This is a genomic window from Chlorogloeopsis sp. ULAP02 (assembly GCF_038404745.2).
Classification (GTDB): domain Bacteria; phylum Cyanobacteriota; class Cyanobacteriia; order Cyanobacteriales; family Nostocaceae; genus Chlorogloeopsis.
Genome location: NZ_JAYKTT020000027.1, coordinates 1 through 25,936 on the forward strand (window position 1 = coordinate 1; position 25,936 = coordinate 25,936).

A 25,936-nucleotide genomic window follows, 5' to 3' on the forward strand; every position below is an offset into this window, starting at 1 on the left:
TATCGTATTCTGCTTGGAAAATTTCTGGTTGCTTTCCTGGTGGAAAAACCAAAAGCGATCGCTCATCTGGATCGATTAGCCAACCCATATGACAGCCATTTTTTAGACAATGTAAAATATTGCCAGTAACTTTTGTTGGACTTTGTTCTGGCGATAATATTTCAATTGTCCAATCAGGAGCGGCTTGAAAAACGTTCGCTATATCTCCATTCTCATCTACAGGAATTTGATCTCAAGCAAAAACTGCTATATCTGGTACAGTCGAGCGCTCTGAAAAAGTACACCGTAATTCTGGAAAAGTAAGAGCTGTTTTCTTTGGCTTCACTACAGAATTAATGGTACTAACGAGTTCGCCCTGAATAATATTATGCTTTCCTTGAGGCATTAGTTTTTTAATTACTTGTCCGTTGATGTATTCACTGGCTGGTTTCGTTTCTGGTAGCTTGAGAAAATCTTCTAAAGTTAGGGTTGTTGTTGGTAACTGTACCATATTATGTTTGCCTACCTAATTTTTTTAAGGCTATGAAACTATTGTCATTTATCCTAAATAAGCTTTTTTCACTCGCTCATCAGTAATTAATTCCGATGCTGCACCCATTAAGGTGATACTGCCTGCTTCCAAAACATATCCTCTGTCTGCAATTTGCAGGGCAAGGTTGGCATTTTGTTCTACCAGCAAAATAGTTACACCTGTAGCACGTAAATTCTCAATGATGGTGAAGATTTCTCGAACGATCGCTGGTGCTAAACCCAAACTTGGTTCATCTAAAAGCAAAAGTTTAGGTCTACTCATCAACGAACGGGCGATCGCTAACATTTGTTGTTCGCCCCCACTCAGAGTTCCTGCTAGTTGGTACTGTCTTTGTGCCAAACGCGGAAACAATTCAAATTGGTGCTGAATATCAGCTTTTACTTCTGCTTGATGAGAACGAATATAAGCTCCCAGCAGTAAATTATCATAAACCGTTTGCCGTGCTAATACCCTTCTTCCTTCAGGACAGTGAGCAATACCTAGTTGCACAATTTCGTGAGGTTGACGGCGAATAATATTTCTACCACTGTAAATAACTTCACCGCTACGAGGATTTACTATCTTAGAGACAGCGCGAAGGGTGGTGCTTTTACCGGCACCGTTTGCACCAATGAGCGTCACTACTTCGCCATTATTGACAACTAAATTAATTTTTTTCAGAGCTTGAATGCCCCCATAATTAACGCATAAATTTTTAATTTCCAAAATAGGATATTTCTCAATCTCTGTGTTCATTCTGTATATAGTTAGTGTCTTTAATTATTTCTATTTTGGAACATCACCAAAGGCGAAAGAAAGTCAGTTGACAAATCGGGGGATAGAAACGCATACAGACTGTAAGCCTGAAGCTAAACAAACATCGCGCCGTAGGCGGCTTCACGGAGGGTAGCCCACGAAGGTGGGCTAAAATCCTTACAGACTGCGGAGGCAGTCTTTTTACCCTACGGGTAGACACGTAGACGGATGTAGTCCGGCTTCTGATTCTGTTCTCCGTAGGGATTCTCGCAGGGTAAGTAGCCGCCCGGTGGGCGTCTGTGTATAACGGCACCTTTCTAGGGTGTTGGATTATGACGAAGGTTGAGCTAAATATAAAGCAATTAGGGGTGCGTTAAACTACATTAGCGCACCCCTGACAGTAATTACACAAGCACAAATAGCTAAGAAGGAAATTGTTTTTTCAATGCTTCCAAAGAAGACCAACGACGGTCTAAAAGCTGTTCGGAATTGCTATTATTAACTGGTTGAATTCCGTGACAATTTTGATCACACAGTTGACGTTGGGGAATTGCCAGGCACATTTGCTCGTACAGCCATTCGCTAGGGTCAAAATACCCGTATGGTGATAAAGTTTCTACTAAATCTTCAACTGCGATTTCTCGCTCCAAGACGAAGACTTGTTCTTGCTCAACGGCTTCATCTAACCAGATAATTTCAGAAGTATCTACCACTAAGCGATGATTGTAGCTTTGCAAACAACGGTTGCAGGTGCAAGTAATAATTGTTTCTGCCTGACTAAACACCTCTAAATAATTACCACAATGCCGTACTCGAATGCGACCGCGAACTGGCGTTAAGGTTTCCAAACCGGGTAGAAACTCTTTCACCTGAATCTCCTCTGTCCGCTCCGGCGCTTTGGTTAGCTGCGGAATGTAAATTGCGTCCATAGGATTTGTGAGACATCCTCACGAAAATTACGCCTAATAATCGGCAAAAATGCCGATAGTACTTCTTTAAGTCTAACTTTATTTGGGATCTAGTTTTATAGCTGATAAATACGGAAATCCGTATATTTTAACTGCGAGAAAATATATGAGTTGTTAGTTGTTAGTTGTTAGTTGTTAACTACCAACCTCCAACCTCCAACTACTTAATTATTCGGGCGATGCTATACGTACAACTAAATTGCGATGTGGCTCTTTACCTCGGCTAAAAGTTTCCAAGTCGCTAAAGTCCTTTAAAAAGGTGTGAACTTGACGACGTTCAGCTGAACTAAGAGATTTAATTTCCACTTCTGTGCCTGTTGTACGCACTTGTTCGGCTGCTCCCACAGCGATTGCTTGAATTTCCGCTTGTCTTCTAACGCGGTAGCCGTTTAGTTCAACTGTGTATGAGGCTTGTTCCTCATGGGGTTGGTTCAAGTTGAGAATAGAATTCGCTAAATATTGAATAGCATCTAAGACTGTACCATCAGGGCCGATTAATACCTGAATTTGCTCTGGTGTTAAATTGACTTCGTCAATCGTTAACCAGAAGCTATCAGGTTCTTGAGATTCACCCTCACCAGTTGCAAGTGATTCTAATTCAACCTGAATATTAGTATTGATCCCAGCTAGTTGCAGCAGAGTTTTTAGCCACTGCTGCCCTCTTTGCATACGACTATCGGTCATCATTAACCTGTAGCCTTTTTCTTAGAACTTTTTGGTTCAAACGGCAGCGTTTTTTGTTGTACTTCTGCCTCTTTCTCCTGAGTGTCTACAATTTTTTGCAGTTCGTCTGGCAGGGGTTCGCGAGAGAGAATGTAGGTTTGCAAAGTTTGGAAAATATTACCAATTACCATATACATCAGTACCCCAGCTGGTAAAGGGAAAAACAAAAACATCCCAGAAAAAATCACGGGAGTAATTTTGTTAACTGTATCCTGCTGTGGGTTGCCACCACTAGAATTTTGCCCAGAAAGCACTTGGCTGATGTAAAGGGTAACACCAAACATCACTACCATCGCCACAATATCCCAATGGATTGTGCCATCAGGATCGATTGCGCCAACTCTACCCAAGGCATCAATGAATAAAAATCCTTTATCTGCTGCTAATCCGGGAATTGTTCCCTGAATAGTCACATCTCCTGGCTGTAAGGCTTCTATATTTCCTTCTGCATCAATTTTGACTCTTTCTTCCCCTTTGGTGATTTTCCATTGGGGAATGAGATTCACATCTGGGTGTTCAGCTAAAACTGCTTGAAATGGTTTACCCTCAGGAGTTTGATATTGAATTTTAGTTGTTTCTCCTACCGCTAATTTGTTGCCGCTAGGGACAATAGCACTCACCTTGATATGCTCTCCATCGGCAACATAGATGTTCTGGGGAGCAGTAGCAAAAGCCTGGGGTTGAATTCTTTCAATTTGTTCTGCTGGAAAGATTTGCAGGTTCACAGTGTAGTTAACGCTGGCAAAAGGCGAACCTCGTAAGGTAGCAAATAGAGCTAACAATACCGGCATTTGCAACAACAGCGGCAAACACCCAGCCAAAGGATTGCCAAATTCTTTTTGAACGTTGAGCATTTCCTCTTGCTGTTTTTGCGGATCATCCTTATGGCGTTCTTTGATTTCTTGCATTCGCTTTTGCATCAAAGGTTGCACAATTCGCATCCGCCGCATATTGCGAATTGAACCGGCACTGAGAGGATAAAGTGCAAAACGAATTATCAGTGTTAAGGCAACGATCGCCAATCCATAACTTGGTACTATGCTGTAAAACAAGTCTATGATTGGCAACATTACGTTGTTCGAGAGGAACCCGATACCAAAATCCATTATTCTGAATTCAACCTGAGGTTATGTAAATTAACTACCGATTTTAGATTGGAAACTAGCTCATGGCTAATAGCTAATGTCTAAATAGCTATTAGCTATATAGTTATTGTTTGTCCGACTTCTAAAATTGGCCAACTGAATCTAATTTATCTAAATCAGAATTTGCCTGCGACTATAGTTCTACTACGGATAGCCGCACTATATTGGGTACTGGGGATTGGGAATTAGGTTATTAAGATTTCTTTATTCCTAGTCTCTAGTCCCTAGTCCCTAGTCCCTATTATTTATTAACAGCGCCACTAAAATTGGGATTTTTGGCTGCAACTCTTTCACTGATGTAATCATAAAGTTCCCGGAATCTGGGAACAGCCCGCAATTCCAGACGGCTACCATCTCTGAGGGTTAGCACCATATCTCCCCATAAGCCAATTCCACGAGGAACTTTCACGATTTTGACAATTTCTGAGTAAATGACATCGCTGCGATCGCGTCCCATCCAACCACCAGTTACAGAAACTCGGCGATCGGTAATGCGGAAACGCAGCCATAAAGCCCTGACAATTGCCCCAACTGTTAATGGCAAGCCTACAACAGTAAACCCAATTAGTATGTTTATTATCAAATCCCCAATATGGGGCCCACCTTCAAAATAAACTTCTTCACGAATGCCCATTTAATACCTCAGCTTGTGCCAACAACTGCTCTAATTCTTGCAGAAATTGTTGGGTTACGCACTTAGATTCTGCTGCGCCTGGTTTGACAATCACCACTAGACGCCACCCTGGTGACATTTTGGGCAACAATTGATGCAAAGCTGCTGCTATTTGCCGCTTGAGGCGGTTGCGAACTACCGCCCGTTTGCTGACTTTGGTACTAACCGAAATACCAATCTGAGTTGGAGCAAGAACTGCTGCGTCCGATGATTGTGCAATCTTGTTCTTTGCATCTAAAAAAGGTTGTTTTGCAGATGACAACCGCAAGGCTCTCAAAGTCAGGTTAGAGCCATGACGGCGAGTGCCTTCCCGGAAAACTGCTTGAAAATCGTGGCGAGATTTGAGCCGATACGCTTTGGGCAAAGCCACAGCAGCTATTTCTGCTTGTTTGAGTTAGACGCTAAGACGATGACGTCCTTTTCTTCTCCTCGCTCTAAGCACATTTCTGCCATCTGGTGTCCGCATTCTGGCGCGAAAACCAGATGTTCTTTTTCTTTTACGACAAGTTCCTTCCAGAGTTCTGCGCATACTCTTATCCTCTCCAACAATTATTAATATAAAATGTCACAATCTATAATTATATCACTATTTAACGCGTAAATTTGAAAAATCATGTACAATAGCCAAAAGTCGATAGTGTCATAGTTTAAAGTCTATAATTTCTCATCAAAAATTTTTCGACTATCGAGCTTTTGACAATTAACCATGTAAGTGATTAACCAATGCTAAGTAACCAGGTTCCCAAGTAACGGGATAATGGTACATCGCCGGGAGATTGAATTGAGCAATTGAAATAATAGATCCCACCGAAGGCAGGATTTTTAACGTTAGAAAGCACCAACTCAACATTGCTACCTGCTGGTACTGCCTCTTGAGGAAAAATTTCAATCACGCGATTTTCTTGATCCCATCTAACTTCGGATAGTGCTACTTTTTGGTTTTTTACCCGTACTTCAATGTTTTTAGGATCGAAAGTTCCCTTGTAGTATTTGGGGTAAGTCACAACAAATTGAGCAGCAGCCACGTTCATCTTTTTGGCAGGAATTCTTAAGCGGTATCTATCCCAGGCATTAACGTTACCGCCGAAATCTAAACGAAAGGGTAGCTGATTCTCTCCTTTAACCCCACTAAATAGTGTGAATCCAGGTAAGGAATTTGCCAAACTGATTGCTGGCAAGCCTGCTAGTAAAAAACCAGTCACTGCTAAAGCAGAAAGTAAACGTCGCATAGTTAAGCTCCTGTCGCAGAAAATTGTGGTGTGTGATCTCAGTAATTGGGGTGGGAGTTCGTAAACAAACTTGACTGACTAGCCTTTTGAGAATTGGACGTAAAATTCTGGTGAAAGGTGCCAACCTCTTTGCTTGAACAGAAATTTTACTTAAAAAATAGTAGTTTAATTTACATTCTTTTTTTCTACTCACCTCACTCTTTTTTTAAGAGTAGACGTTTTTATTATTGCTAGCTTAGTGACATTCTCACCAGGTGTAAAAAACAGTTGAGAAAGGATTATGTTGCAGAATATGTATTAGTGTATCTAAAAATCAGGTTTTTGTTATAAAAATTAAGCGAATCAATACAGCGATCGCTGGCGAAATTGGGCTAGATTGGTTACAACAAACGTTACTCTCAACAAAATTAATTCTAGTTATTTGAGGATCTAGTTTGTCAGAAATTAATTGATATTGCACGATGTAAAGAACACACAACAATATTTTTCAATCCCTAAAAGAACTTGAAGACACCGATGCAAAGGTTGGGGATCGGCATAGGATGTGCAATGAGTAATCCATGAATGCAAGTATCTTTAAAATTGTGACATCCGCGAGTGATACAGTCAGGTTTTGCCTGGGATAAGTAGAGCGGGAATGCCTGCGTCGTTATCAACTGGGAAAGCATAATCGATAGCTCTGCCCAAGACATTGAGACTGAGTATATTGACTCAGCAGATACATTTCAAAGCTTACACAGAAATAAATATTGATCTCAAGGAGATTGCATGAAAATAGCGGTTGCTAGAGAAATTGAAGTTTGTGAACGTCGTGTGGCTCTGATTCCCGACACTGTGGCGCGCTTGGTAAAACAAGGCTTAGAAGTTTGGGTAGAAGCAGGCGCGGGAGAGCGAGCTTTCTTTAGTGATGCTGCTTATGAGGCAGCAGGAGCAACAATTATTGCTAATAACAGTAAATTATGGGGTGAAGCAGACATTCTGCTTAAAGTCAGTCCACCACAAGAACGGGAAGATGGACGTTCAGAAGTTGATTTACTGAAGGAAGGATCAGTAATAATTAGCTTTCTCAATCCTTTAGGGAATCCAGTTGTAGCCCAGCGACTGGCAGAGCGTAAGGTAAGTGCTATCAGTATGGAGATGATTCCCCGCACCACAAGAGCACAGAGTATGGATGCTTTGTCATCTCAAGCTTCAATTGCTGGTTATAAGGCAGTACTAATTGCCGCAGCCGCACTACCAAAGTACTTGCCAATGCTGACAACAGCCGCTGGCACGATCGCTCCAGCAAAAGTATTTATTATGGGTGCTGGTGTGGCTGGTTTGCAAGCAATAGCTACTGCTAGACGCTTGGGATCGGTGGTAGAAGCTTTTGATATTCGCCCCGCTGTCAAAGAAGAAGTGCAAAGCCTTGGGGCAAAATTTGTGGAAATCAAATTGGACGAAGAAACAACCGCTGCTGGGGGTTATGCGAAGGAAATTTCTGAAGCCAGCAAGCAGCGCACCCAAGAAATTGTCACAGAACACGTCAAGAATGCGGACGTTGTCATTACGACTGCTCAAGTTCCAGGTAAAAAAGCACCATTGTTAGTCACGCAGGAGATGGTAGCGCAGATGAAACCTGGTTCTGTAATTGTAGATATTGCTGCTGAACAAGGTGGTAACTGTGCCTGCACCGATCCCGGCAAAGACATTGTCTGGAATGGAATCACCATCATCGGCCCAATTAATTTACCATCTTCAATGCCAGTCCACGCCAGCCAATTGTATGCCAAGAATTTGACATCTTTAATGCAAATCCTAATTCGAGACAAAGCTGTGCATCTAGACTTTGCTGATGACATCATTGATGCCGCTTGTATCACCCATGCAGGTGAAATTCGCTCCTCACGCATCAAAGAGGCGCTGCAAGCTCTTGGTGTTCAACAATCAGCAGTTAGTTAAATGGGGACTAGGGAATTTTAGCTCTCTAGCCTCTAGCCTCTAACCCCTAGCTTCCAGCCTCTAGCCCCTAATAAAGGATTTACTCAACATGACAGAAGCATTAATCGCTGCTTTGTTTGTATTTGTTTTGGCATCATTTACCGGATTTGAAGTGATTAACAAAGTACCACCGACTTTGCATACACCCTTGATGTCAGGTTCTAATGCTATTTCTGGCATTGCTGTTTTGGGAGCAATTGTCGCTTCTGGTGCGAAAGAGTGGAATCTGTCAGTCATTCTCGGTTTGATTGCTATTGTACTGGCAACTGTCAACGTGGTAGGTGGTTTCCTAGTTACTGATCGGATGTTGCAAATGTTCAAGAAGAAGGCTGGTTAGTGGTTAGTGGATAGTGGTTAACAACGGACTACTGTACGGGCGGGTTTTAACAACAATCTCTCTAAAAGAACGAAATTATTTATATAAACCCGCACGGCAGTCGCTACAACGGGGGGAACCCAAGGGCGCGCTGCCTCCCCTACTAACTACTAACAATCAAAAAATTACCAATTACCGCTAAATTATGACTGACTTTTTACCAACTGGGATTCAACTGACGTACTTAGTCGCTGCATCTCTATTTATTTTGGGTTTGAAAAAGCTGGGTTCACCCGCCACAGCACGGCAAGGTAATGTTGTTGCAGCTGTGGGTATGCTGTTGGCGATCGCAGCAACACTCCTGGATCAGCATGTGTTGAACTTCGAGATGATTTTGTTGGGGTTGGCTATTGGATCGGCATTGGGTGCGATCGCTGCCTATAAAGTCCAAATGACGGATATGCCCCAAATGGTAGGTTTACTGAACGGGCTTGGTGGCGCTGCTTCCGCACTAGTCGCCGTTGCCGAATTTTGGCGGCTGCTGCAACATGGAGAAGCCATACCCATAGATGCCAACATTTCCATGCTTTTGGATGTGTTAATTGGTGGTGTTACCTTCACGGGCAGTATGGTAGCATTTGCCAAGCTGCAAGGGATTATGAGCGGTTCTCCAATTACATTCCCCTTACAGCAACCTATCAACGTTTTACTGTTAGGTTCCTATGTGGTAGGCAGTGCCTTTTTAATTGTCGCGCCCCATAATCTACCTGTATTTTTAGCGATCGTCGCAGTTTCTTTAGTTTTGGGCGTGATGTTCGTCATCCCCATTGGTGGCGGCGATATGCCAGTAGTAATTTCGCTCTTAAACTCATTCTCCGGTTTAGCTGCGGCGGCTGCTGGTTTTGTGGTGATGAACAATATGCTAATCATTGCTGGAGCATTGGTGGGAGCATCAGGTATCATCCTCACCGAAATTATGTGTAAGGCAATGAACCGTTCTCTGGTGAGCGTTCTGTTTGGTGCTTTTGGTACAGGTGGAAGTGCTAGTGCTGCTGTTGGTGCTGGTACAACAGATCAAACTGTCCGTAGTATCGATCCAGAAGAAGGCGCAATGATGTTAGGTTATGCTCGTTCTGTAGTGATTGTGCCTGGTTATGGGATGGCGGTGGCGCAAGCACAGCATAGCGTGCGCGAGTTAGCAGATCAGCTTGAACGAATGGGTGTTGATGTTAAGTATGCTATTCACCCCGTAGCTGGAAGAATGCCAGGACACATGAATGTATTGTTAGCAGAGGCGAATGTGCCTTATGAGCAATTACACGATATGGAAGATATTAATCCCCAATTTGAGCAAACAGATGTGGCGTTAGTAATTGGGGCAAATGATGTTGTCAACCCAGCAGCGCGGAGTGATGCAAATAGCCCAATTTTTGGGATGCCTATTTTAGAGGTAGATAGGGCAAAGCAGACAATAGTGATTAAGCGTGGGATGAGTACGGGTTTTGCTGGTGTAGATAACGAGTTGTTCTACAAGGATAAAACCACGATGCTGTTTGGTAGCGCCAAAGAAATGGTAGCGAAGTTAGTTTCTGAGGTGAAGCAGTTATAAGGGAAACTAACTACCAAAGCACGAATAACTAGAAGTTGGCTTGCCTTGAAAGTATGATGCTTCCAAGGCATTTTTTTGATTGAACTGAGTAAAGTTGAGCGATCGCTAACTACATGAGCGCACAAATTGATTGCACAATCGGAATTTCAATCCAAAATTCACTACCCTTGCCAGGTTCAGACAAACACTTAATTTGGCCGCCGTGTTTATCTACAATAATTTGGTAGCTAATTGATAGTCCCAAACCAGTGCCTTTACCGGGTTCTTTGGTTGTGAAGAAGGGATCAAAAATGCGCGATCGTACTTGATTAGGAATACCTGGCCCGTTGTCTTGAATGCAAATCAGCATAGAATTATCTGGTGTGAGTTTTGTGCGAATCTGAATTTGCGGATTCTTGATGTTTGAGTCTTCTAAGGCATCAATGGCATTACCAAGAATATTCATAAATACCTGATTGAGCTGGGCTGCAAAACACTCTACTAAAGGTAAATCACCATATTCCTTAACAATTTCAATACCAGGAGCATCTACATGATTTTTGAATCGATGTTGCAAAATTAGCAAGGTACTGTCAATACCTTCATGGATATCAACAGGCTTCATCTCCGCATGATCGAGGCGTGAGAAAGTGCGTAAAGACATTACTAATTCAGAGATACGCTCTGCACCTAACATCATTGACTTGAGAGTTGTTGGTAAGTCTTCAGCAATGTAGTCTATTTCCATTTTTGCTGCTTGCTCTTGAATTTCTAGTGTGGGATTGGGATAATTTTGCTGGTAGAGATGTAGCATTTTCAGCAAATTTTCTGTGTATTCAGCAACGTAGCTAATGTTGCCAAAGATAAAATTAACAGGATTGTTAATTTCATGAGCGATCCCAGCTACTAACTGCCCCAAACCAGCCATTTTTTCACTTTGAATCAACTGTGCTTGAGTCTGCTGTAACTCTTGGAGAGTGTGGGCAATTTCTTCTTTTTGGTGCTGAGTTTGTTCCAGTAGTTCAGCTTGCTGAAGCCCTACTCCTAATTGATTGGCTATGTGCATTAACAAATCTACTTCTTCTTTTTGCCAATCACGAGAACCGATATTTTGATAAGCTGCTAGTAATCCCCACAACTTCTCTCCTAGAAAAATTGGCACGATCATATATGCTTTGGCTTGTATTTGCTCAATTAGAGCAAGGTGAGATATCGAATTATTTTGGCTGTGAATATCGTTGACTACAAGGATATTACCTTGAGCGTAGCGTCCACCTTGATGTTGTTGTAAGTAATCATCAGCAACTACAGGCATTATTTCCCTAACTGGTTTCCAACCCTCAGCTACAGACTCAGCTACAAATTCTCCACTCCAATCAGCCCAGAATCGATAAATTGCTACTCGATCTACTTCTAGTAGCTGCCGTACTTCTTGAGTAGTAGTCCCAAAAATAGTATCTAGATCAAGAGATTGACGAATTTTTTCTACTGTGACGGCTAAAGCTTTTTCGCGTTCGGCAGCTTGTGCCAACTTTTGAGCTTGCTTTTGCACTTGTTTCCAAGCTTCGGCTTGCTGTAATGCCACTCCCAGTTGTATGCCTACTTGTGCCAGCAAGTTGATTTCTTCATCTTGCCAGTAACGGGGTTGAGAGTTTTGATAAGCTACTAGCAATCCCCAAAGTTTCTCTCCTTGGGAAATCGGTACAAAAACTTCATTGCGCGGATACTTGCCTGCTTGGGCAGATTGTGAAAACAGACGTTCATTCACTGGTTGTGGCTTGGTTATAGGTTGCCAACCATCAACAATCGAATCAGCTACAAATTCTCCACTCCAATCAGGATAGAAGCGATAAATTGCTACCCGTTCTACTTCTAATAACTGCCGCACTTCTTGAGTAGTGGTTTTAAATATGGTATCGATATCTAATGTTTGACGGATTTTCTCAACCGTTGTCGCCAGTGCTCTTTGACGTTCATCGGCTTTTATTAGCTCTGCTGCTTGTGTTTGCATTTGCTGCATGAACTCAGCGTGCTGTAAAGCCACACCCAATTGAGTACTGATTTGGGTAAGTAAATATACTTCGTCTTCGTGCCATTTTCGTGGTTTTGAGTTTTGGTAGACTGCAAGCAAGCCCCATAGTTTTTGATGGTGATAAATGGCGACGATCGCATAAGCTCTTGCCTGATAAGTTTTTAAGACTTGAAGGTAACAGTCGTTAAAGCTAGCTTGATAAATATCATCACAAGTGCGGTAAAGTTCACCTCTGGCGAAACGTCCTCCTTGTGTATCTTGCAAGTAAGTATCTACTATTGGAGGATAAGCTAAATCTTTGGCGCTACATTCGCTAATGTTTCTGCGTATTTCGGGTTGTTGTAATTGCGCTTGTATCAATGAAATCCAACCTTCAGCCGCCGATTCAAATACAAATTCACCGCTCCAATCTGGATTGAAGCGATAAATACCAACGCGATCGGCACTTAGTAGTTGTCTAAGTTCTTGGGTAGTGGTGCGGAAAATGGTTTCTAAATCAAGAGACTGACGAATTTTCTCAATCGTGATGGCTGCTGTTCTTTGCCATTCTGCTGTTCTTTCTCGTGCTGCAACTTGTGCCAACTGGGCGGATTGTGCTTTTACTTTTTCTATGTAATCTGCCTGTTGTAGAGCAACTTCTAAATACTCAGCGATTTGTTGTACAAATTCAATTTCTGATGTTTCCCATAACCGGGAGTTACTACATTGATGAATACACAATAAACCCCATATTTCTTTACCTTTGATTAAAGAGGCAATTATATATCCCCGAACTTGCAATTTTTCTAGAATTTGAATATTGCAATCACTAGAATTAGCTTGATAAATATCAGCATTCATCTTCAGCCAGCTTTGCTGATCAAAGCTTTTAAAATCTACACTTAATCCGTGATGGTGTAGTTCTGTAGCAAGTACTGAATTCCATACATTGTTCCTATCTTCATAGATAAATTGTCCTTCTCCATACAGTTGTGAGCTAAAGCGAAACACTACTACTCGATCTGCGTTTAGTAGCTGACGGACTTCAGTGACTGTAGTTTTGAAGATACTATCTAAATCTAAAGACTCTCTCATCCGAGAAATCAGCCGATTTAAAGCTTTTTGCAGTTCTGCTTGATATCTAGCTTGGTTTAGCAATTCAATATGTTGCAGAGCTACTCCTAAATGTTCAGCAATTTGACTGACAAATTCTATTTCGGTATTCTGCCAGTTACGAGAACTGCTGCATTGATGAATACATAACAATCCCCAAAGTTGTTCTCCTTTGAGTAAAGGCACAACTATATTGGCACGAACTTGAAATCTTTGTAAAATTTGAATGTAACATTCGCTAGACTTCTGTTGCTCAATATCAGAAATAGCATTGATACGCCCTTGCTGATAAAGTTCGGCAAATTGCACACTGAAGCAATGATCGTGAACTCGTTCAGCAATGACAGAATTCCATTGTGGCGCTACATCTTCAAAGATAAATTCTCCTTCCCATTCCTGATGAGGAAAAAAACGAAATACCCCAATGCGATCAGCGTTAAGTAGCTGACGAATTTCTGTGACACTAGTTTTAAAAATAGTTTCTATATCTAGAGACTCACGAATGTGGGCTATGACTCTAGCTAAGGCTTGTTGTTGCTCTGCTTGATTTTCTATATGATTTGAGTTTGATTGTACTGGTTTTATAGTTAATCTATTTTCCATTGCAGCTGAGAGTTTTAATAAAATACTTCCTGTATTTAATAGTTCCCGTAAACTTCAGCCCATTAACAGTTATTTATATAAACTAGAAATAATTTTGCTAATCTTTTCTTTATAGAAATAATAGCTATACTATTTCCTAAGTCATTTAATCTAGCTATTATTAGTAAATATTAAAATATTATTAAAATTAATATTATGCTCATAACTTTACGTAAGTAAACGTCTCCATAAAACTAAAATCTTCCCAATAATGATAACATCAGTAACTATAAAATAAGAGTGCGTTACTATCACCTAACGCACCCTTGTCTCTTTTACTATCTATTTGTCAGTCTGGAAAATGAAGAAAAATGCGATCGCATTCGCACTCAGTCAATCTCAACTAGCTGGATATCGAAAATCAGTTCTTGTCCTGCTAGGGGATGATTGGCATCTAGAGTGACCTCAGCTTCTGATACATTAGTCACAACGACCGGAATTGCTTGACCACTACTTTGAGAAATTTGCAACAGTTGTCCAACTTCAAGGGATACATCTGTTGGTATGCGCTGCCGCTCTACTATCATCACTAATTCTGGACGATAAGGGCCATATGCTTGTTCAGCAGAAATGTTTGTAGTTTTGGATTCTCCCGGACTCATGCCAACCACAGCTTCTTCAAAGCCGGGAATGACTATTCCTTCACCAATGGAGAATTGTAAAGGATCTCGACCACTAGAGGAATCAAATACAGTACCATCATCCAATTTGCCCGTATAGTGAACTTTCACAGTATCACCAGTTTTAGCTTGTATCATTTTTATCTCCCTTCTTTTTATAGGGTGGAGCTACTTAGCATTCATCTTTTGGAATAACCTGCTCTACCTTCTTTTTATGGTTGAGCAACCAATCATAAATTTCTGCAATCTGAAATCAATTACTACTTTGTCCTACTCAATTGTAGAGATACTTCTCCATTTCTTCAGGAGATCAGCCCGTAAGTTGAAATGCTTCATTGCTTGAAATTTATTCATCTTTGAGATTACACACTTACCTACTGTGGCTTAAGCACGAAAAATTATTTGACAAAGCTTTGAACGTGTTTGGTAAATCATTGGTTTTTAACTTTTGATTTCCTTTGTCCTCTCTAGATTAAGCAGCGATAAATCCAGGTTTACCTATATTAATCTAGCTAAGGGTTAAAAAACAGATATAACTCCTCATTTAATCTCTGTTCACTACACTTTTCCACCGTAGTACTGCTACGAACAAAGTCATCCTTATTTTGTTATTTATTAATATTTCTATTTTAGTAATTTCAGCCAAAATCCCCTCTTTCTTTCCTCAAATATAAATGCTCACGTTGAGGAAAGACTTACTTGGAAGTGGGTAGTTTTTTGTCTACTGGTAAAATGCTATGTTTACTTTCAAAGACAGAGCAAACAAAGATTTTGGCGATTTAGGTACTAACAGACACTCAAGTACCCATACCATTGTATAAATAGCGATCGCTAATACCCTCACTCACCTGGCTATAATGTAGTACTTATCACCTTTATCAAATACTCTGTCAGTGTAAATGCATCTACTCCTAACTCTGTCCGTTCTTGGGCTGCTAAAATTCCTGCTTGAGCGTGCCACCAAGCAGCAGTTGCTACCATTTTTTCGATAGGTAATTGGCGTGTTACTGCTTGGGCGATTAGTCCACCCATTAATCCAGTTAAAACATCACCACTACCACCCCGCGCTAGGGCTGGTGTACTTTCGGGATTAATCCAAACTGTACCCTGGGGATCAGCAATGGCAGTTCTTGCTCCTTTTAATAGCACTACTGCCCCACTTTCCTTGGCTGCTGCCCTCACAGCTTTGATTCTGTCTTGCTTGGCATCTGGTAATGCGGGAAATAAACGTTTGAATTCACCTGTATGAGGTGTTAATACTGTCAGTGAGTGTCGTTTTGCTAACATCTGATTAGTCCCCATTGTCGCTAGAATATTTAAACCATCGGCATCGAGAACTAGAGGATTTGCACTTTCTATGACTTGTTGCACAATAGAGATGGCATCTTTGGTTAAACCAGGACCACAAGCGATCGCACTAAAGGAATTTAACTCAGTATTTTCTGGTAATTGCAGTTGAGCGATCGCCCCTGTTTCAGTTTCTGGACAGCCGACAATGAGAGCTTCTGGTAAATGACTTACCATTATAGATTTGATAGACTCTGGCACGGCAATTGACAACATCCCGACTCCGCTTGCCCTCGCTCCCAATCCTGTTAAAATTGCTCCCCCAGAATAGCGACGCGAACCACAAATGAGCAGTAAATGCCCTTCTTTATACTTATGAGTGACAGCAGGGCGGGGTATTGGCAAAGTGGAAAATACAGTTTCTTTAGTGATGTGTTTAACTTGAGGATTTCCTAGTACCGCTTCCACATCTGCCCAGGGAATATCAAAATCGATTAACTCGGCTTTACCAACATATTCTAAAGCTTGATCTTGCAATAACCCTTGCTTCCACAAACCGAGACAAAATGTATGGCTAGCACGGATGGCAGTTCCCAATACTTCGCCAGTGTCTGTATGCAAACCTGAAGGCAGATCAATACTGATAATTGGCACAGATTTATCATTTATCTGATTGATGGCACTGGCTACAGAATCTTTTAGTTCTCTTTCTAAACCAAATCCAAATAAACCATCAACCAATAAATCACAATCTGGTAAATCCTCTATTGATTGATAACATGGAATGCCCAGATTTTGAGCATACTGTAAATGTTGTGAAGTTAATTCCTTAAGCTTAGGGAATGGGCAATAGATGCAAACTTCAAGCCCTTGAAAGTGCAATTCACGGGCAACTACTAAAGCATCTCCCCCATTATGACCGGGACCGACGAGAATTCCAACTTTATTTAGACGCGGAAGGAAAGAGGACGCGGTGACGCGGTGACACGGTGAGACAGCGCTGCGGGAGGGTTTCCCTCCGCAGGCGACTGCGTAGACGCCTGAAAGGCGGCTTCTCGTAGAGTACCCGAAGGGTGACACGGGGAATTTTTTCTTTGTGTCTTTGGAAAGATACAGTGCCTGAATGCGACGGGCAATCAATCCTGCCACCTTTTCCATCAATGCCGCTACAGGCATTCCCGCTGCAAAGATACGCGCTTCGATGTCACGCATCTGTTCTGCTGTGACTACAATTTGCGAAATTTGTTCTTGCCTGTTCATCAGTCAGTTTTGGATTTGGGAACTTAAATTTTAGATTAATCCAAAATCCCAAACCCCAAAGCTAAAATCTCAATTTTCTATCTTCCGTAGTAAACTCTAGCATTACCAAATCCTAAACTTTGCAGATAGCGACTCCATTGTTCTGCTATTGTTCTATCGCTAAAAGGGCCAACTGCTACGTGGGAACCACGTGGTTGGGTTCTAGTACTAACGGTTGGCCTTTGTGCAATATTACTGCGAATTTGATTGGTAATTGAGGGTATATCTTGCGATTTGGCAGGAATAGCTACGTAGTAATATTTAGAATTTGCTGTTTGAGAATTTTTGATATTCAAGTTAGTTGGTGTTTCCTGCCCGTTAGCAAAGCTAGCAATCCGTCCTTGATTTATACCAGAGGCTGCTAGTTGCTGAATGCGCTGTTGGGCGTTAGATGCTTGACTAAATATACCTACTTGAATTACAGAACGTCCTTCAAAATTCCGCATATAGGCTGTGGGTTCAATCAGACGTATTTGTTGGAGTGTTTGGGGATTATTACTATCAACGTAAACTAAGTAACGCTCAAAATTTTGGCTATTGTGTCTAGTTGGAGGAAAGGGTACTGCTTGGTACTGGGGATATTCCTGACCGTGTATATACACTGGAGGAGATGGATTTTGTTGAAAAATAGGATGGTTTCCATTGTTTATCTGGGGTGGTGGTAATACTTGGTTACCTCCAGGAACAAAGGGCAGGGGTGGCTGTGGCGGTACTCCATCATAAACAGCTGGCTGTTGCGCCAAGAATCCCTTACTGATGGGAATTTGCGCTGTTGTGGGAATAGTATGGAAGATGTTTGCCAAAAAAGATCCCAACACAGCATGGAGAATTAAAGATGGTTGGGCAAAGCGATGAAATGCTATAAGTTGAATTAGTGATACATTCCACATATTAGCAAGTAAAAGTTGATAGAAAATTTTTTACAGAAACCAAGTTGTTGCCAAAATTCCCCCATGCACCTGAAGTCTTTTATCAGTTGGGAATTTTAATTGATGGTAATAGCACGGATACTTTTGTAAGTAATCAGTGAATTACCTGTCTTAGTAATTACATAGTGTTAACTTATAAACTAGTCGCCTAGCAATATTTACGGAGATGAAAAAAGTCGTTGTTGGACTTTCTGGCGGCGTTGACAGTTCTACCGCTGCCACAATTTTGCACAATCAAGGCTATGAAGTGATTGGTTTGACCCTTTGGCTGATGAAAGGCAAGGGTCAGTGTTGCTCTGAAGGTATGATTGATGCAGCTTTGATTTGTGAGCAGCTAGGCATTTCCCATCACGTTGTTGATATTCGAGAAGTCTTTCAAACAAATATTGTTGATTATCTCGTTAGCGGTTACAGTGCTGGTATTACGCCTTTACCTTGCTCACAGTGCAATAAAACGGTGAAATTTGGGCCGATGTTGCAATATGCCCGCGAAAATTTGGGATGCGATCGCATTGCCACCGGTCATTATGCCCGAATTCGCTATGACGAAGAAACTGGGCGTTACGAACTGCTGCGAGCGGTTGATCGCAACAAAGATCAGTCTTATTTTCTCTATGATTTATCTCAAGATTTACTTGCTGGCTCTGTATTTCCCCTGGGTGAAATACAAAAAAGTGAAACTCGCCGCATAGCTAGTGAATATAATCTCAAAACTGCTGACAAACCAGAAAGCCAAGATTTATGTTTAGTCGAAGCTAACGGCTCAATGCGGCAATTTTTGGATAAATATCTGGCTCCCAAAACGGGTGATATTGTTGACACCAATGGTAAAGTTTTAGGACAGCATGATGGTGTCCATCATTACACTATAGGACAGCGTAAGGGGTTGGGGATTGCAGCAGCGGAAGCATTGTATGTAATTGCTTTAGATGCAGTGAATAACAAGGTGATTGTGGGCGATCGCACCAAGGCAACGCAGCCAGAATGTATGGTGCATCGAGTTAATTGGATATCTATTGCTGAACCCACAAGCCCGATTCGAGCAGAAGTACAAGTCCGCTATCGTTCTTACCCAGTACCAGTAACAGTAATTCCTTTAGAAGACTCCCGCGTGCGGATTGTGTTTGATGAACCTCAATTCAGTGTTACTCCTGGACAAGCTGCCGTGTGGTATGAAGGAGAGAAAGTTTTAGGTGGCGGAATAATTGAGCAGTTTAGCGATTCTTAAATTTGCGGTTGAAGCAGCACCCCGACTTTTCTAAAAAATCGGGGTGCTTGTTGTGTAAATCAAAAGGGCAAAATTCAAATTTTTCTCCAACTGCACGCTTGATTTTTGATAGTTGACAGGGTACTATATTCATAATGGAATAGGTGTGCACAGATATACTCCCTCTCTCAAAAATTAAGTTGATATTTTCGGAGTTAGCAGTGCACCAGCACAAAAGTAATTAAGCTAATCAAAATAAAAAGCAAACAGATCCAGCGTCTCTGGGTAATTTGCATGAGTCTTAAAATAGAGCCACAATTAAAAGCGCGATCGCACTTCCATCATCCTGTGTTCTAGAAAAAGAAGTTTCTGGTAGCCCTCGAATCTCGAAGCTTGGACAACAGCCCCTGCAACGGAGCGCCACATAATTTACCATGACTGCGACCTGTAATCGCCAGTATATAAATTTTGTATTTTGTCTTTATTTCTCAAATTACAACACAGAAGCTCGAAAAGTTAATTAGATTTATCTTGACTTGTTGTTAAACCTGTCGTACAAACACGTATATCGTATATAAGCTAGTTAGAATATATACTCTCAAAAATAATAAAGTTTCTGCGAGTAATTCCTGAGCTATCATAATGAATCTGAACATCAGTGTATGTATTAAACTCTTTACTGCATCGGTATTATTGAGTCAGAGTATAAATTTGTTGTCTATACCAAAGGCAGATGCTGCTAGTTTTAAATTTACCAAGATAGCAGATAAAAATACGACTACCCTTAGCGGCATTGGTTATGTTGATAGTACCCCAAGTATAAGTGGTAGCAATGTGGCTTTTAAAGGCTACGAGTATGTTAGACCAGGAAACTTTTCTGAAGTCATATATACCAAGACAGGAGTTGATGGAGCCTTAATTAAAATTGCAGATACAAATACGCCTATTCCTGGTGGTAAAGGTAATTTTACTCGTTTAGAAAATATAAGTTTAAGTGGTAGTAATGTAGTTTTTTGGGGTTCTGATTCTGATAGAAGAGGCGGTATATATACAAATACAGGAGTTGATGGAGCCTTAGTTAAAATTGCAGATACAAATACGCCTATTCCTGGTATTCCTCTTGGTAAAGGTAATTTTGTATCTGTCTATCACCCAAGTATAAGTGGCAACAATGTGGTTTTTGCAGCCAAAGAAACTCATACTCATCATGGTATATACGCAAATACAGGAATTGGTGGAGCTTTAATCGAGATTGCAGATGCAAACACACCTGGTCTTTTTGGTAATAGTAGTTTTAATTACTTACGGAATCCAAGTATAGATGGTCGCAATGTAGTTTTTTCGACTTATAGCACTGGCAAAAGAGGTGTATACACAAACACAGTAATTGATGGAGTCTTAGTCAAAATTGCAGATACAAGCACACCTATTCCTGATAGTGATGGCAATTTTAGTTACTTCTCTTCTCCAACCATAAGTGGTAACAATGTTGCTTTTTACGTGAGGGTTCTAATACAAGAGGAGTATATGCAAATATCGGTGTTGGTGGAGCCTTAGTCAAAATTGCAGATACAAACACACCTATTCCTGGTGGCGTTGGTAATTTCGTGTCTGTTTTAGAGCCTAGCATAAGTGGTAATAATGTGGCTTTTAGGAGCGTGAGTTTCAGGTACCCTAATCAATATAAATATGATAAATATGGTATTTACTTTTACGCTGATGGCATTATTAGCAAAGTAATTGACTCTGAAGACACCCTAGTTGCAAATAAAACCCTAGCAAGATTATTTTTTGGCAGTCATGGACTCGATGGTGAATCGTTGGCATTTTCTGCACATTTCACCGATGGTTCATGGGGAGTTTTTCAGGCAGACAGGATTTCTGAACCTGTACCAGAACCTTTAACTTTGGGAGGAACAGCAGTGGCTGGTGTTATCGGTTTCTGGTTTAAAAAGAAAAAGAAGAAAGTTGCTGTGTAGAAATACATATCAGTAATAATAAAAAGTGCGATCGCGCTTTTTTGATTACAATATTCTTCTCGACACTTTCAGCTAGTCGGTCAAAAATATTTGTTTCTGTAAAGTAGTTAAATTTCTGACTTTGTAAAGATAATAAAGTTTCTGTAATTAATTTCTGAGATATTACAATGAACTCGAAAATAGGTGTATCTATTGCACTCTTTACTGCATCGATAGTGTTGAGTCAAAGTATAAATTTATTGTCTATACAAAAGGTAAATGCTGCTGATTTTAAATTTACTAAGATTGCAGATAAAAACACACCTATTCCTAATAGTGTTGGTAATTTTCAATCATTTGGCAGCCCCAGTATAAGCGGTAATAATATTGCTTTTCAAGGTTATAATTTTGATAATTATGGCAGGATCAAAAACCAAGGCATATACGTTAGTACTGGTTTAAATGGAGGCTTAACCAAGATTGCAGATAAAAACACACTTATTCCCAGTGGCATTGGTAATTTTAGAACATTTGGTAGCCAAACTATAAGTGGTAATAGTATAGTCTTTGAAGGCTACGGTTATTACCATTATGGTAATGTTGATCAACAAGGCATATATGTTACTACACCGATAAACAGTGCTTTAACTAAATTTGTAGATAAAAATACACTTATTCCTGATTTCACTAGTAAAAAATACGTTAGAAACCCAAGTATAAGCGGTAGTAATATTGCTTTTATGACTGGTGAAGCTGACGAAACTGGCTACACTGAAAAACGAGGCATCTATGCTAACACAGGTGAAAATGGAGCCTTAATCAAGATTGCAGGTACAAATACACCTATTCCTGATAGCGACAGTAATTTTCATTACTTTGAAGGAATAAGTATAAGTGGCAGTAAGATTGCTTTTGCAGGTATCATTGAGGACAATTATTATGAAGCTTATCGCGAAATAGGTGTATATTTGTATGCTGATGGCGTTCTTAGTAAAGTAATTAGCAGTGCTGATACACTCGTTCCAGGTAAAACCATACGTAACATACATATGAGCAATCAGGGGCTTGATGGAGAGTCGTTGGCGTTTTTGACAGCCTTCAACGATAATTCAATGGCTATTTTTCGGGCAGACAGGATTTCTGAGCCTGTACCGGAGCCTTTAACCTTGTCAGGAACAGAAGTAGCTGGTGTTATCGGTTTCTGGTTAAAGAAGAAAAAGAAGAAAGTTGTTGTGTAGAAATGCATCTCAGTGTCGCTGTTATGGTGCGATCGCATCTTAAAATCACAACAAATCATCAGCCCTCATGAACTGCGTCTACCAAGAGACATGAAAATACCTCTTCACCTGTTCCCCCAACCCCGTTCCCCTATTTCCCATACACCCCAAACTACCTCGACAATCTGTTCTATTTGTCCTATGGTTTGGTAAGTTATTAACATAGCTTAAAAAAAACTGTAGTTAGGCAAATAAGGGGCAAACTTGAGTTACTATCTAGACGTTATTCCTCCTCACGGTGGGCAGTTGGTGAATCGGATTGCTACACCAGAACAAAAAGAAGTATTTCTCTCCAAAGCCGAGTTTTTGCCACGAGTGCAACTAGATGCGCGGGCTGTTTCCGATCTAGAAATGATTGCGATCGGTGGTTTTAGTCCCCTAACTGGTTTTATGAACCAAGAGGACTACAATCGCGTTGTTGCCGAAATGCGTCTGGCTAATGGTACTGTGTGGTCAATTCCGATTACCCTATCGGTAACAGAAGAAGTAGCAGCCCCACTGAGTGAAGGTGGTTTGATTCGTCTAGATAATCCCGAAGGACAATTTATCGGGGTGTTAGAACTCATACAAAAGTATACCTACGACAAGAAGCACGAAGTCATCAATGTCTACCGCACTGATGATCAAAACCATCCTGGTGTACAGGTAGTATACAATCAGGGTTCTGTAAATCTTGCAGGTGACGTGTGGTTATTAGAACGCGCTCCTCATCCCCAATTCCCTGCTTACCAAATCGATCCCGCTGAGTCTCGGAAATTATTCAAGCTCAGAGGATGGAAAACAATTGTTGGTTTCCAAACTCGCAACCCTATTCATCGCGCTCATGAATACATCCAAAAGTGCGCAATGGAAACTGTAGATGGACTATTTTTACATCCGTTAGTAGGAGCAACAAAGGACGATGACATTCCTGCCGATGTACGGATGCAGTGCTATGAAATTTTGCTAGAGAAATACTATCCCCAAGATAGAGTCATTCTAGCTATCAATCCTTCGGCAATGCGTTATGCTGGCCCTCGTGAGGCTATTTTCCATGCCCTCATCCGTAAGAACTACGGCTGTACTCACTTTATTGTCGGGCGGGATCACGCAGGTGTGGGAAATTACTACGGTACTTATGATGCTCAATACATCTTCGATGAGTTTTCTCAAGCAGAAATTGGCATTGTGCCGATGAAGTTTGAACACGCCTTTTACTGTACCCGCACCAAGCAAATGGCTACGACTAAAACAAGTCCTAGTAAACCCGAAGAACGGATTCACCTGTCGGGTACAAAAGTGCGGGAAATGCTGCGCCGGGGCGAATTACCCCCTCCAGAATTTTCCCGCCCAGAAGTGGCGGCAGAGTTAGCACGAGCAATGCGAATACCTGTCAACGTTTAATGTTTATCTATATTCACAAACAGTCTTAAAGCAAACTTTACACTACAGTCCTCAGCCCGATAAGCTTAATAAGCTGATGGACTGAGTGCTGGTGGCTAATTATGAAGCGGCGGACGTTTTTACAACGGTTTGGCTCCCTACTCGCGGTATTGGGTTTAACAGAGGCTGAGTGGTTTAGCTTAGGAAATCGCTATCAGCAAGCGTTAGCACAACCCAGTCCGCGTAAATTAGCTTTATTGATAGGTATTAATCAGTACCAGCAAAGCCAGATTCTCAATGGTTGTCTGACGGATGTAGAACTACAAAAAGAACTTTTGATTCACCGTTTTGGTTTTCAACCGTCGGATGTTTTGGCTTTGACTGATGAACAAGCAAGTAGAGAATTTATTGAGTCTGCTTTTTTAGAACACTTAGTTAAGCAAGCAAAACTAGGTGATATAGTTCTTTTCCACTTTAGTGGCTATGGCAGTCGTGTCAGGTTGGGAACCTCGTCAGAAGCAGTGCAAAATGCTTTGGTTACCGCCGATAGCGCAGATAATAAATCACAGGCAACAAAAACTGTTAACTACTTGTTGGAAGATACGCTGATGTTAATGTTGCGATCGCTTTCAACAGAACGAGCAACAGCAGTATTAGACACCAGTTACTATACTCCCACTACCTTTTTGCCCACAGGTTTACGAATTCGCAGCCGTCAAATGGCAATAGAATCGATTGTGGCAGCAGCAGAACTTGACTTACAAAAACAGCTGCGAGAAAAAGCTGCAACAGAATTATCGGCAGTAGTGTTGTCTGCAACCGCCGATCCCAACCAGGTAGCGCAGGAAGTACAGTTATCTGGTTTTAGTGCCGGGTTATTTACTTACGCTCTGACACAGTATCTGTGGGAGGCTACCCCAGCAACAACAATTCCGATCTCAATCTCTCGTGTAGGAAGTGTGATGCAGCAGTTTGGTAGCACGCAACAACCAAACTTACTCATAGGTAAGAAAAATCAACAGCGAGTTACCTTGAGTGATGCCTTTGTTCCCCTATCTCTCCAGAGTGCAGAAGGAGTAGTAACAGCCGTTGAAGATGAGGGAAAAACAGTACATCTGTGGTTGGCAGGATTACCTGTACAAGTGCTGGAACACTATGGAGCAAACTCTCGATTGACTTTGGTGAGTCAACAGGGAGCAACTGCACAGTTAGTTTTGCGATCGCGCAATGGATTGACAGCAAAAGCCCAAATTGCTTCTGGTTCTGAAAGTAAAATTATTCCACAGGTAGGACAACTAGTTCAAGAAACAGTACGAGTCTTACCGCGCAATATTAATTTAACCGTTGCTCTGGATGGGGGATTAGAGAGAATTGAGCGGGTAGATGCTACTAGCGCCTTTGCAACAGTTGAACACGTGAGCAGTGTAGTAGCAGGAGAACAACCAGCTGATTATGTATTTGGCGAACTTCCAGATGGCAAAACAAAAGATTTGATCGCCTCGACTGCATTGATAGTTTCTCCCAGTCGTTACGGTTTATTTTCTTTGGGCAGTGAACTGATTCCCAGCACTATTGGTGAAGCGGGAGAAGCGGTAAAAGTCGCAGTACAACGCCTCAAACCAACTTTGCAAACTTTGCTGGCAGCAAAATTATGGCGACTCACAGACAATGAAGGCTCTTCCCGTTTAAGTGTCAAAGCAACCCTAGAGATAGTGAACAGCATCGCACCTCGTGTGGTGATGCAACGCGAAACTATGCGAACTCTGGGTGCAGAAACTGCTAGTAAAAAACAAGTAAATACCGAACCTGGACGTATCCCAATTGTGCCAATCGGTAGTAAGATCCAGTACCGTATCCAAAATTTGGGTACGCAGCCAATATATTTTATGCTGTTAGGATTAAATAGCGCCAAGAATGCGATCGCCCTTTACCCGTGGCAAAAAGAAACTGAAAGCGAAGATGGCACCAATAATGCATCGCTTGAGGATATTGTCATTGCTCCGGGAGAAACTTTGACTTTGCCACAATCTACTACTGGTTTTGAATGGGTGATCCAAGGGCCTGCCTTTTTTAGTGAAAATCAATTAATCTTTAGTACAGCCCCATTTACCCAAACTCGCAATGCTTTAGAAACTACTAAACACCCGCGAGCAGATCGACAACGCATTCAACCATTGCTTAACCCCTTAGAGGTTGCCAACGCCCTACTACAAGACTTACACAATGCTAGTCCGGTGAAAGCCGAGATGAATATCTCAACTGCTGAGTCTTATGTGTTGGATGTAAATAATTGGGCTAGTTTGGGTTTTATGTATCAAGTTATTTAAGTAGTTAAAAAATAT

The 25,936-nt window shown here is 41.3% G+C and carries 23 protein-coding genes and 1 pseudogene; 10 read left to right on the forward strand and 14 right to left on the reverse strand.

Features of this window, described 5'->3' with window-relative positions; genetic code table 11:
* From U2718_RS13035 to U2718_RS13075, 9 genes and pseudogenes are all read right to left on the reverse strand, one after another.
* Positions 1-490, reverse strand: a pseudogene (locus U2718_RS13035) (Uma2 family endonuclease); the annotation flags it as partial.
* A gap of 48 nt (positions 491-538) precedes the next feature.
* A complete protein-coding gene (locus tag U2718_RS13040; RefSeq protein WP_342001282.1) occupies positions 539-1,267 on the reverse strand; it encodes an ABC transporter ATP-binding protein in 729 nt (242 codons plus the stop codon).
* Positions 1,268-1,689: 422 nt separating this feature from the next.
* Positions 1,690-2,196 (reverse strand): YceD family protein, encoded by a 507-nt coding sequence (locus U2718_RS13045; protein ID WP_342001280.1) that lies wholly within the window; start codon positions 2,194-2,196, stop codon positions 1,690-1,692.
* A 207-nt stretch (positions 2,197-2,403) separates the two neighbouring features.
* Positions 2,404-2,922: a protein jag gene (locus U2718_RS13050; protein ID WP_342001278.1), complete on the reverse strand. Its 519-nt coding sequence runs from the start codon at positions 2,920-2,922 to the stop codon at positions 2,404-2,406.
* Entirely contained in the window at positions 2,922-4,064 is a 1,143-nt protein-coding gene (yidC, locus tag U2718_RS13055; protein WP_342001276.1) for a membrane protein insertase YidC, read from the reverse strand. The genes U2718_RS13050 and yidC overlap by 1 nt, the downstream gene beginning before the upstream one ends.
* Positions 4,065-4,344: 280 nt before the next feature.
* Positions 4,345-4,737, reverse strand: coding sequence for a PH domain-containing protein (locus U2718_RS13060; RefSeq protein WP_342001274.1), 393 nt, complete (start codon positions 4,735-4,737; stop codon positions 4,345-4,347).
* Positions 4,724-5,146, reverse strand: a complete 423-nt coding sequence (gene rnpA, locus U2718_RS13065) for a ribonuclease P protein component (protein WP_342001271.1) — start codon at positions 5,144-5,146, stop codon at positions 4,724-4,726. The genes U2718_RS13060 and rnpA overlap by 14 nt, the downstream gene beginning before the upstream one ends.
* Positions 5,147-5,170: 24 nt before the next feature.
* Entirely contained in the window at positions 5,171-5,305 is a 135-nt protein-coding gene (gene rpmH, locus U2718_RS13070; protein ID WP_071588406.1) for a 50S ribosomal protein L34, read from the reverse strand.
* 187 nt (positions 5,306-5,492) lie between these two features.
* On the reverse strand, positions 5,493-6,005 hold the full coding sequence (locus U2718_RS13075; protein ID WP_342001268.1) for a DUF2808 domain-containing protein: 513 nt from the start codon (positions 6,003-6,005) through the stop codon (positions 5,493-5,495).
* A 768-nt stretch (positions 6,006-6,773) separates the two neighbouring features.
* On the opposite strand from U2718_RS13075, the gene U2718_RS13080 reads away from it, so the two are divergent.
* The 3 genes from U2718_RS13080 to U2718_RS13090 all read left to right on the forward strand — a co-directional run bounded on the left by U2718_RS13080 (position 6,774) and on the right by U2718_RS13090 (position 9,910).
* The gene (locus U2718_RS13080; protein WP_342001267.1) at positions 6,774-7,946 is read left to right on the forward strand and encodes a Re/Si-specific NAD(P)(+) transhydrogenase subunit alpha; all 1,173 of its coding nucleotides are present in this window, start codon (positions 6,774-6,776) and stop codon (positions 7,944-7,946) included.
* Between the two features lie 88 nt (positions 7,947-8,034).
* Positions 8,035-8,322: an NAD(P) transhydrogenase subunit alpha gene (locus U2718_RS13085; RefSeq protein ID WP_342001266.1), complete on the forward strand. Its 288-nt coding sequence runs from the start codon at positions 8,035-8,037 to the stop codon at positions 8,320-8,322.
* 184 nt (positions 8,323-8,506) lie between these two features.
* Positions 8,507-9,910 carry an NAD(P)(+) transhydrogenase (Re/Si-specific) subunit beta gene (locus U2718_RS13090; RefSeq protein WP_342001265.1) on the forward strand — a complete coding sequence of 468 codons (1,404 nt, stop codon included), beginning with the start codon at positions 8,507-8,509 and terminating at the stop codon, positions 9,908-9,910.
* Positions 9,911-10,019: 109 nt separating this feature from the next.
* Here the strand turns inward: U2718_RS13090 and U2718_RS13095 are convergent, their stop codons facing one another.
* The 4 genes from U2718_RS13095 to U2718_RS13110 form a co-directional block, all read right to left on the reverse strand.
* The gene (locus U2718_RS13095) at positions 10,020-13,616 is read right to left on the reverse strand and encodes a GAF domain-containing protein (protein ID WP_342001263.1); all 3,597 of its coding nucleotides are present in this window, start codon (positions 13,614-13,616) and stop codon (positions 10,020-10,022) included.
* Between the two features lie 368 nt (positions 13,617-13,984).
* Positions 13,985-14,413: a peptidylprolyl isomerase gene (locus U2718_RS13100; protein ID WP_342001260.1), complete on the reverse strand. Its 429-nt coding sequence runs from the start codon at positions 14,411-14,413 to the stop codon at positions 13,985-13,987.
* 714 nt (positions 14,414-15,127) lie between these two features.
* Complete coding sequence (locus U2718_RS13105; protein ID WP_342001259.1) at positions 15,128-16,822, reverse strand: NAD(P)H-hydrate dehydratase; 1,695 nt, start codon at positions 16,820-16,822, stop codon at positions 15,128-15,130.
* 77 nt (positions 16,823-16,899) lie between these two features.
* Positions 16,900-17,751 carry an SPOR domain-containing protein gene (locus U2718_RS13110; protein WP_342001257.1) on the reverse strand — a complete coding sequence of 284 codons (852 nt, stop codon included), beginning with the start codon at positions 17,749-17,751 and terminating at the stop codon, positions 16,900-16,902.
* A 205-nt stretch (positions 17,752-17,956) separates the two neighbouring features.
* Here U2718_RS13110 and mnmA point away from each other — a divergent pair, with 205 nt between their 5' ends.
* Entirely contained in the window at positions 17,957-19,018 is a 1,062-nt protein-coding gene (gene mnmA, locus U2718_RS13115; RefSeq protein ID WP_342001255.1) for a tRNA 2-thiouridine(34) synthase MnmA, read from the forward strand.
* Between the two features lie 280 nt (positions 19,019-19,298).
* Here mnmA and U2718_RS13120 read toward each other — a convergent pair whose 3' ends face one another.
* Positions 19,299-19,433, reverse strand: coding sequence for a hypothetical protein (locus U2718_RS13120; protein WP_342001253.1), 135 nt, complete (start codon positions 19,431-19,433; stop codon positions 19,299-19,301).
* A 206-nt stretch (positions 19,434-19,639) separates the two neighbouring features.
* On the opposite strand from U2718_RS13120, the gene U2718_RS13125 reads away from it, so the two are divergent.
* The 6 genes from U2718_RS13125 (at position 19,640) to U2718_RS13150 (ending at position 25,921) form a co-directional block, all read left to right on the forward strand.
* On the forward strand, positions 19,640-20,554 hold the full coding sequence (locus tag U2718_RS13125) for a hypothetical protein (RefSeq protein WP_342001251.1): 915 nt from the start codon (positions 19,640-19,642) through the stop codon (positions 20,552-20,554).
* A gap of 101 nt (positions 20,555-20,655) precedes the next feature.
* Positions 20,656-20,976 carry a PEP-CTERM sorting domain-containing protein gene (locus U2718_RS13130; protein ID WP_342001249.1) on the forward strand — a complete coding sequence of 107 codons (321 nt, stop codon included), beginning with the start codon at positions 20,656-20,658 and terminating at the stop codon, positions 20,974-20,976.
* Between the two features lie 167 nt (positions 20,977-21,143).
* The gene (locus tag U2718_RS13135) at positions 21,144-22,193 is read left to right on the forward strand and encodes a PEP-CTERM sorting domain-containing protein (protein ID WP_342001247.1); all 1,050 of its coding nucleotides are present in this window, start codon (positions 21,144-21,146) and stop codon (positions 22,191-22,193) included.
* A 12-nt stretch (positions 22,194-22,205) separates the two neighbouring features.
* On the forward strand, positions 22,206-22,385 hold the full coding sequence (locus U2718_RS13140; protein WP_342001245.1) for a hypothetical protein: 180 nt from the start codon (positions 22,206-22,208) through the stop codon (positions 22,383-22,385).
* 51 nt (positions 22,386-22,436) lie between these two features.
* Positions 22,437-23,615, forward strand: a complete 1,179-nt coding sequence (gene sat, locus U2718_RS13145) for a sulfate adenylyltransferase (RefSeq protein ID WP_342001243.1) — start codon at positions 22,437-22,439, stop codon at positions 23,613-23,615.
* Between the two features lie 101 nt (positions 23,616-23,716).
* Positions 23,717-25,921, forward strand: coding sequence for a caspase family protein (locus tag U2718_RS13150; RefSeq protein WP_342001241.1), 2,205 nt, complete (start codon positions 23,717-23,719; stop codon positions 25,919-25,921).
* The last annotated feature ends 15 nt before the right edge of the window (positions 25,922-25,936 follow it).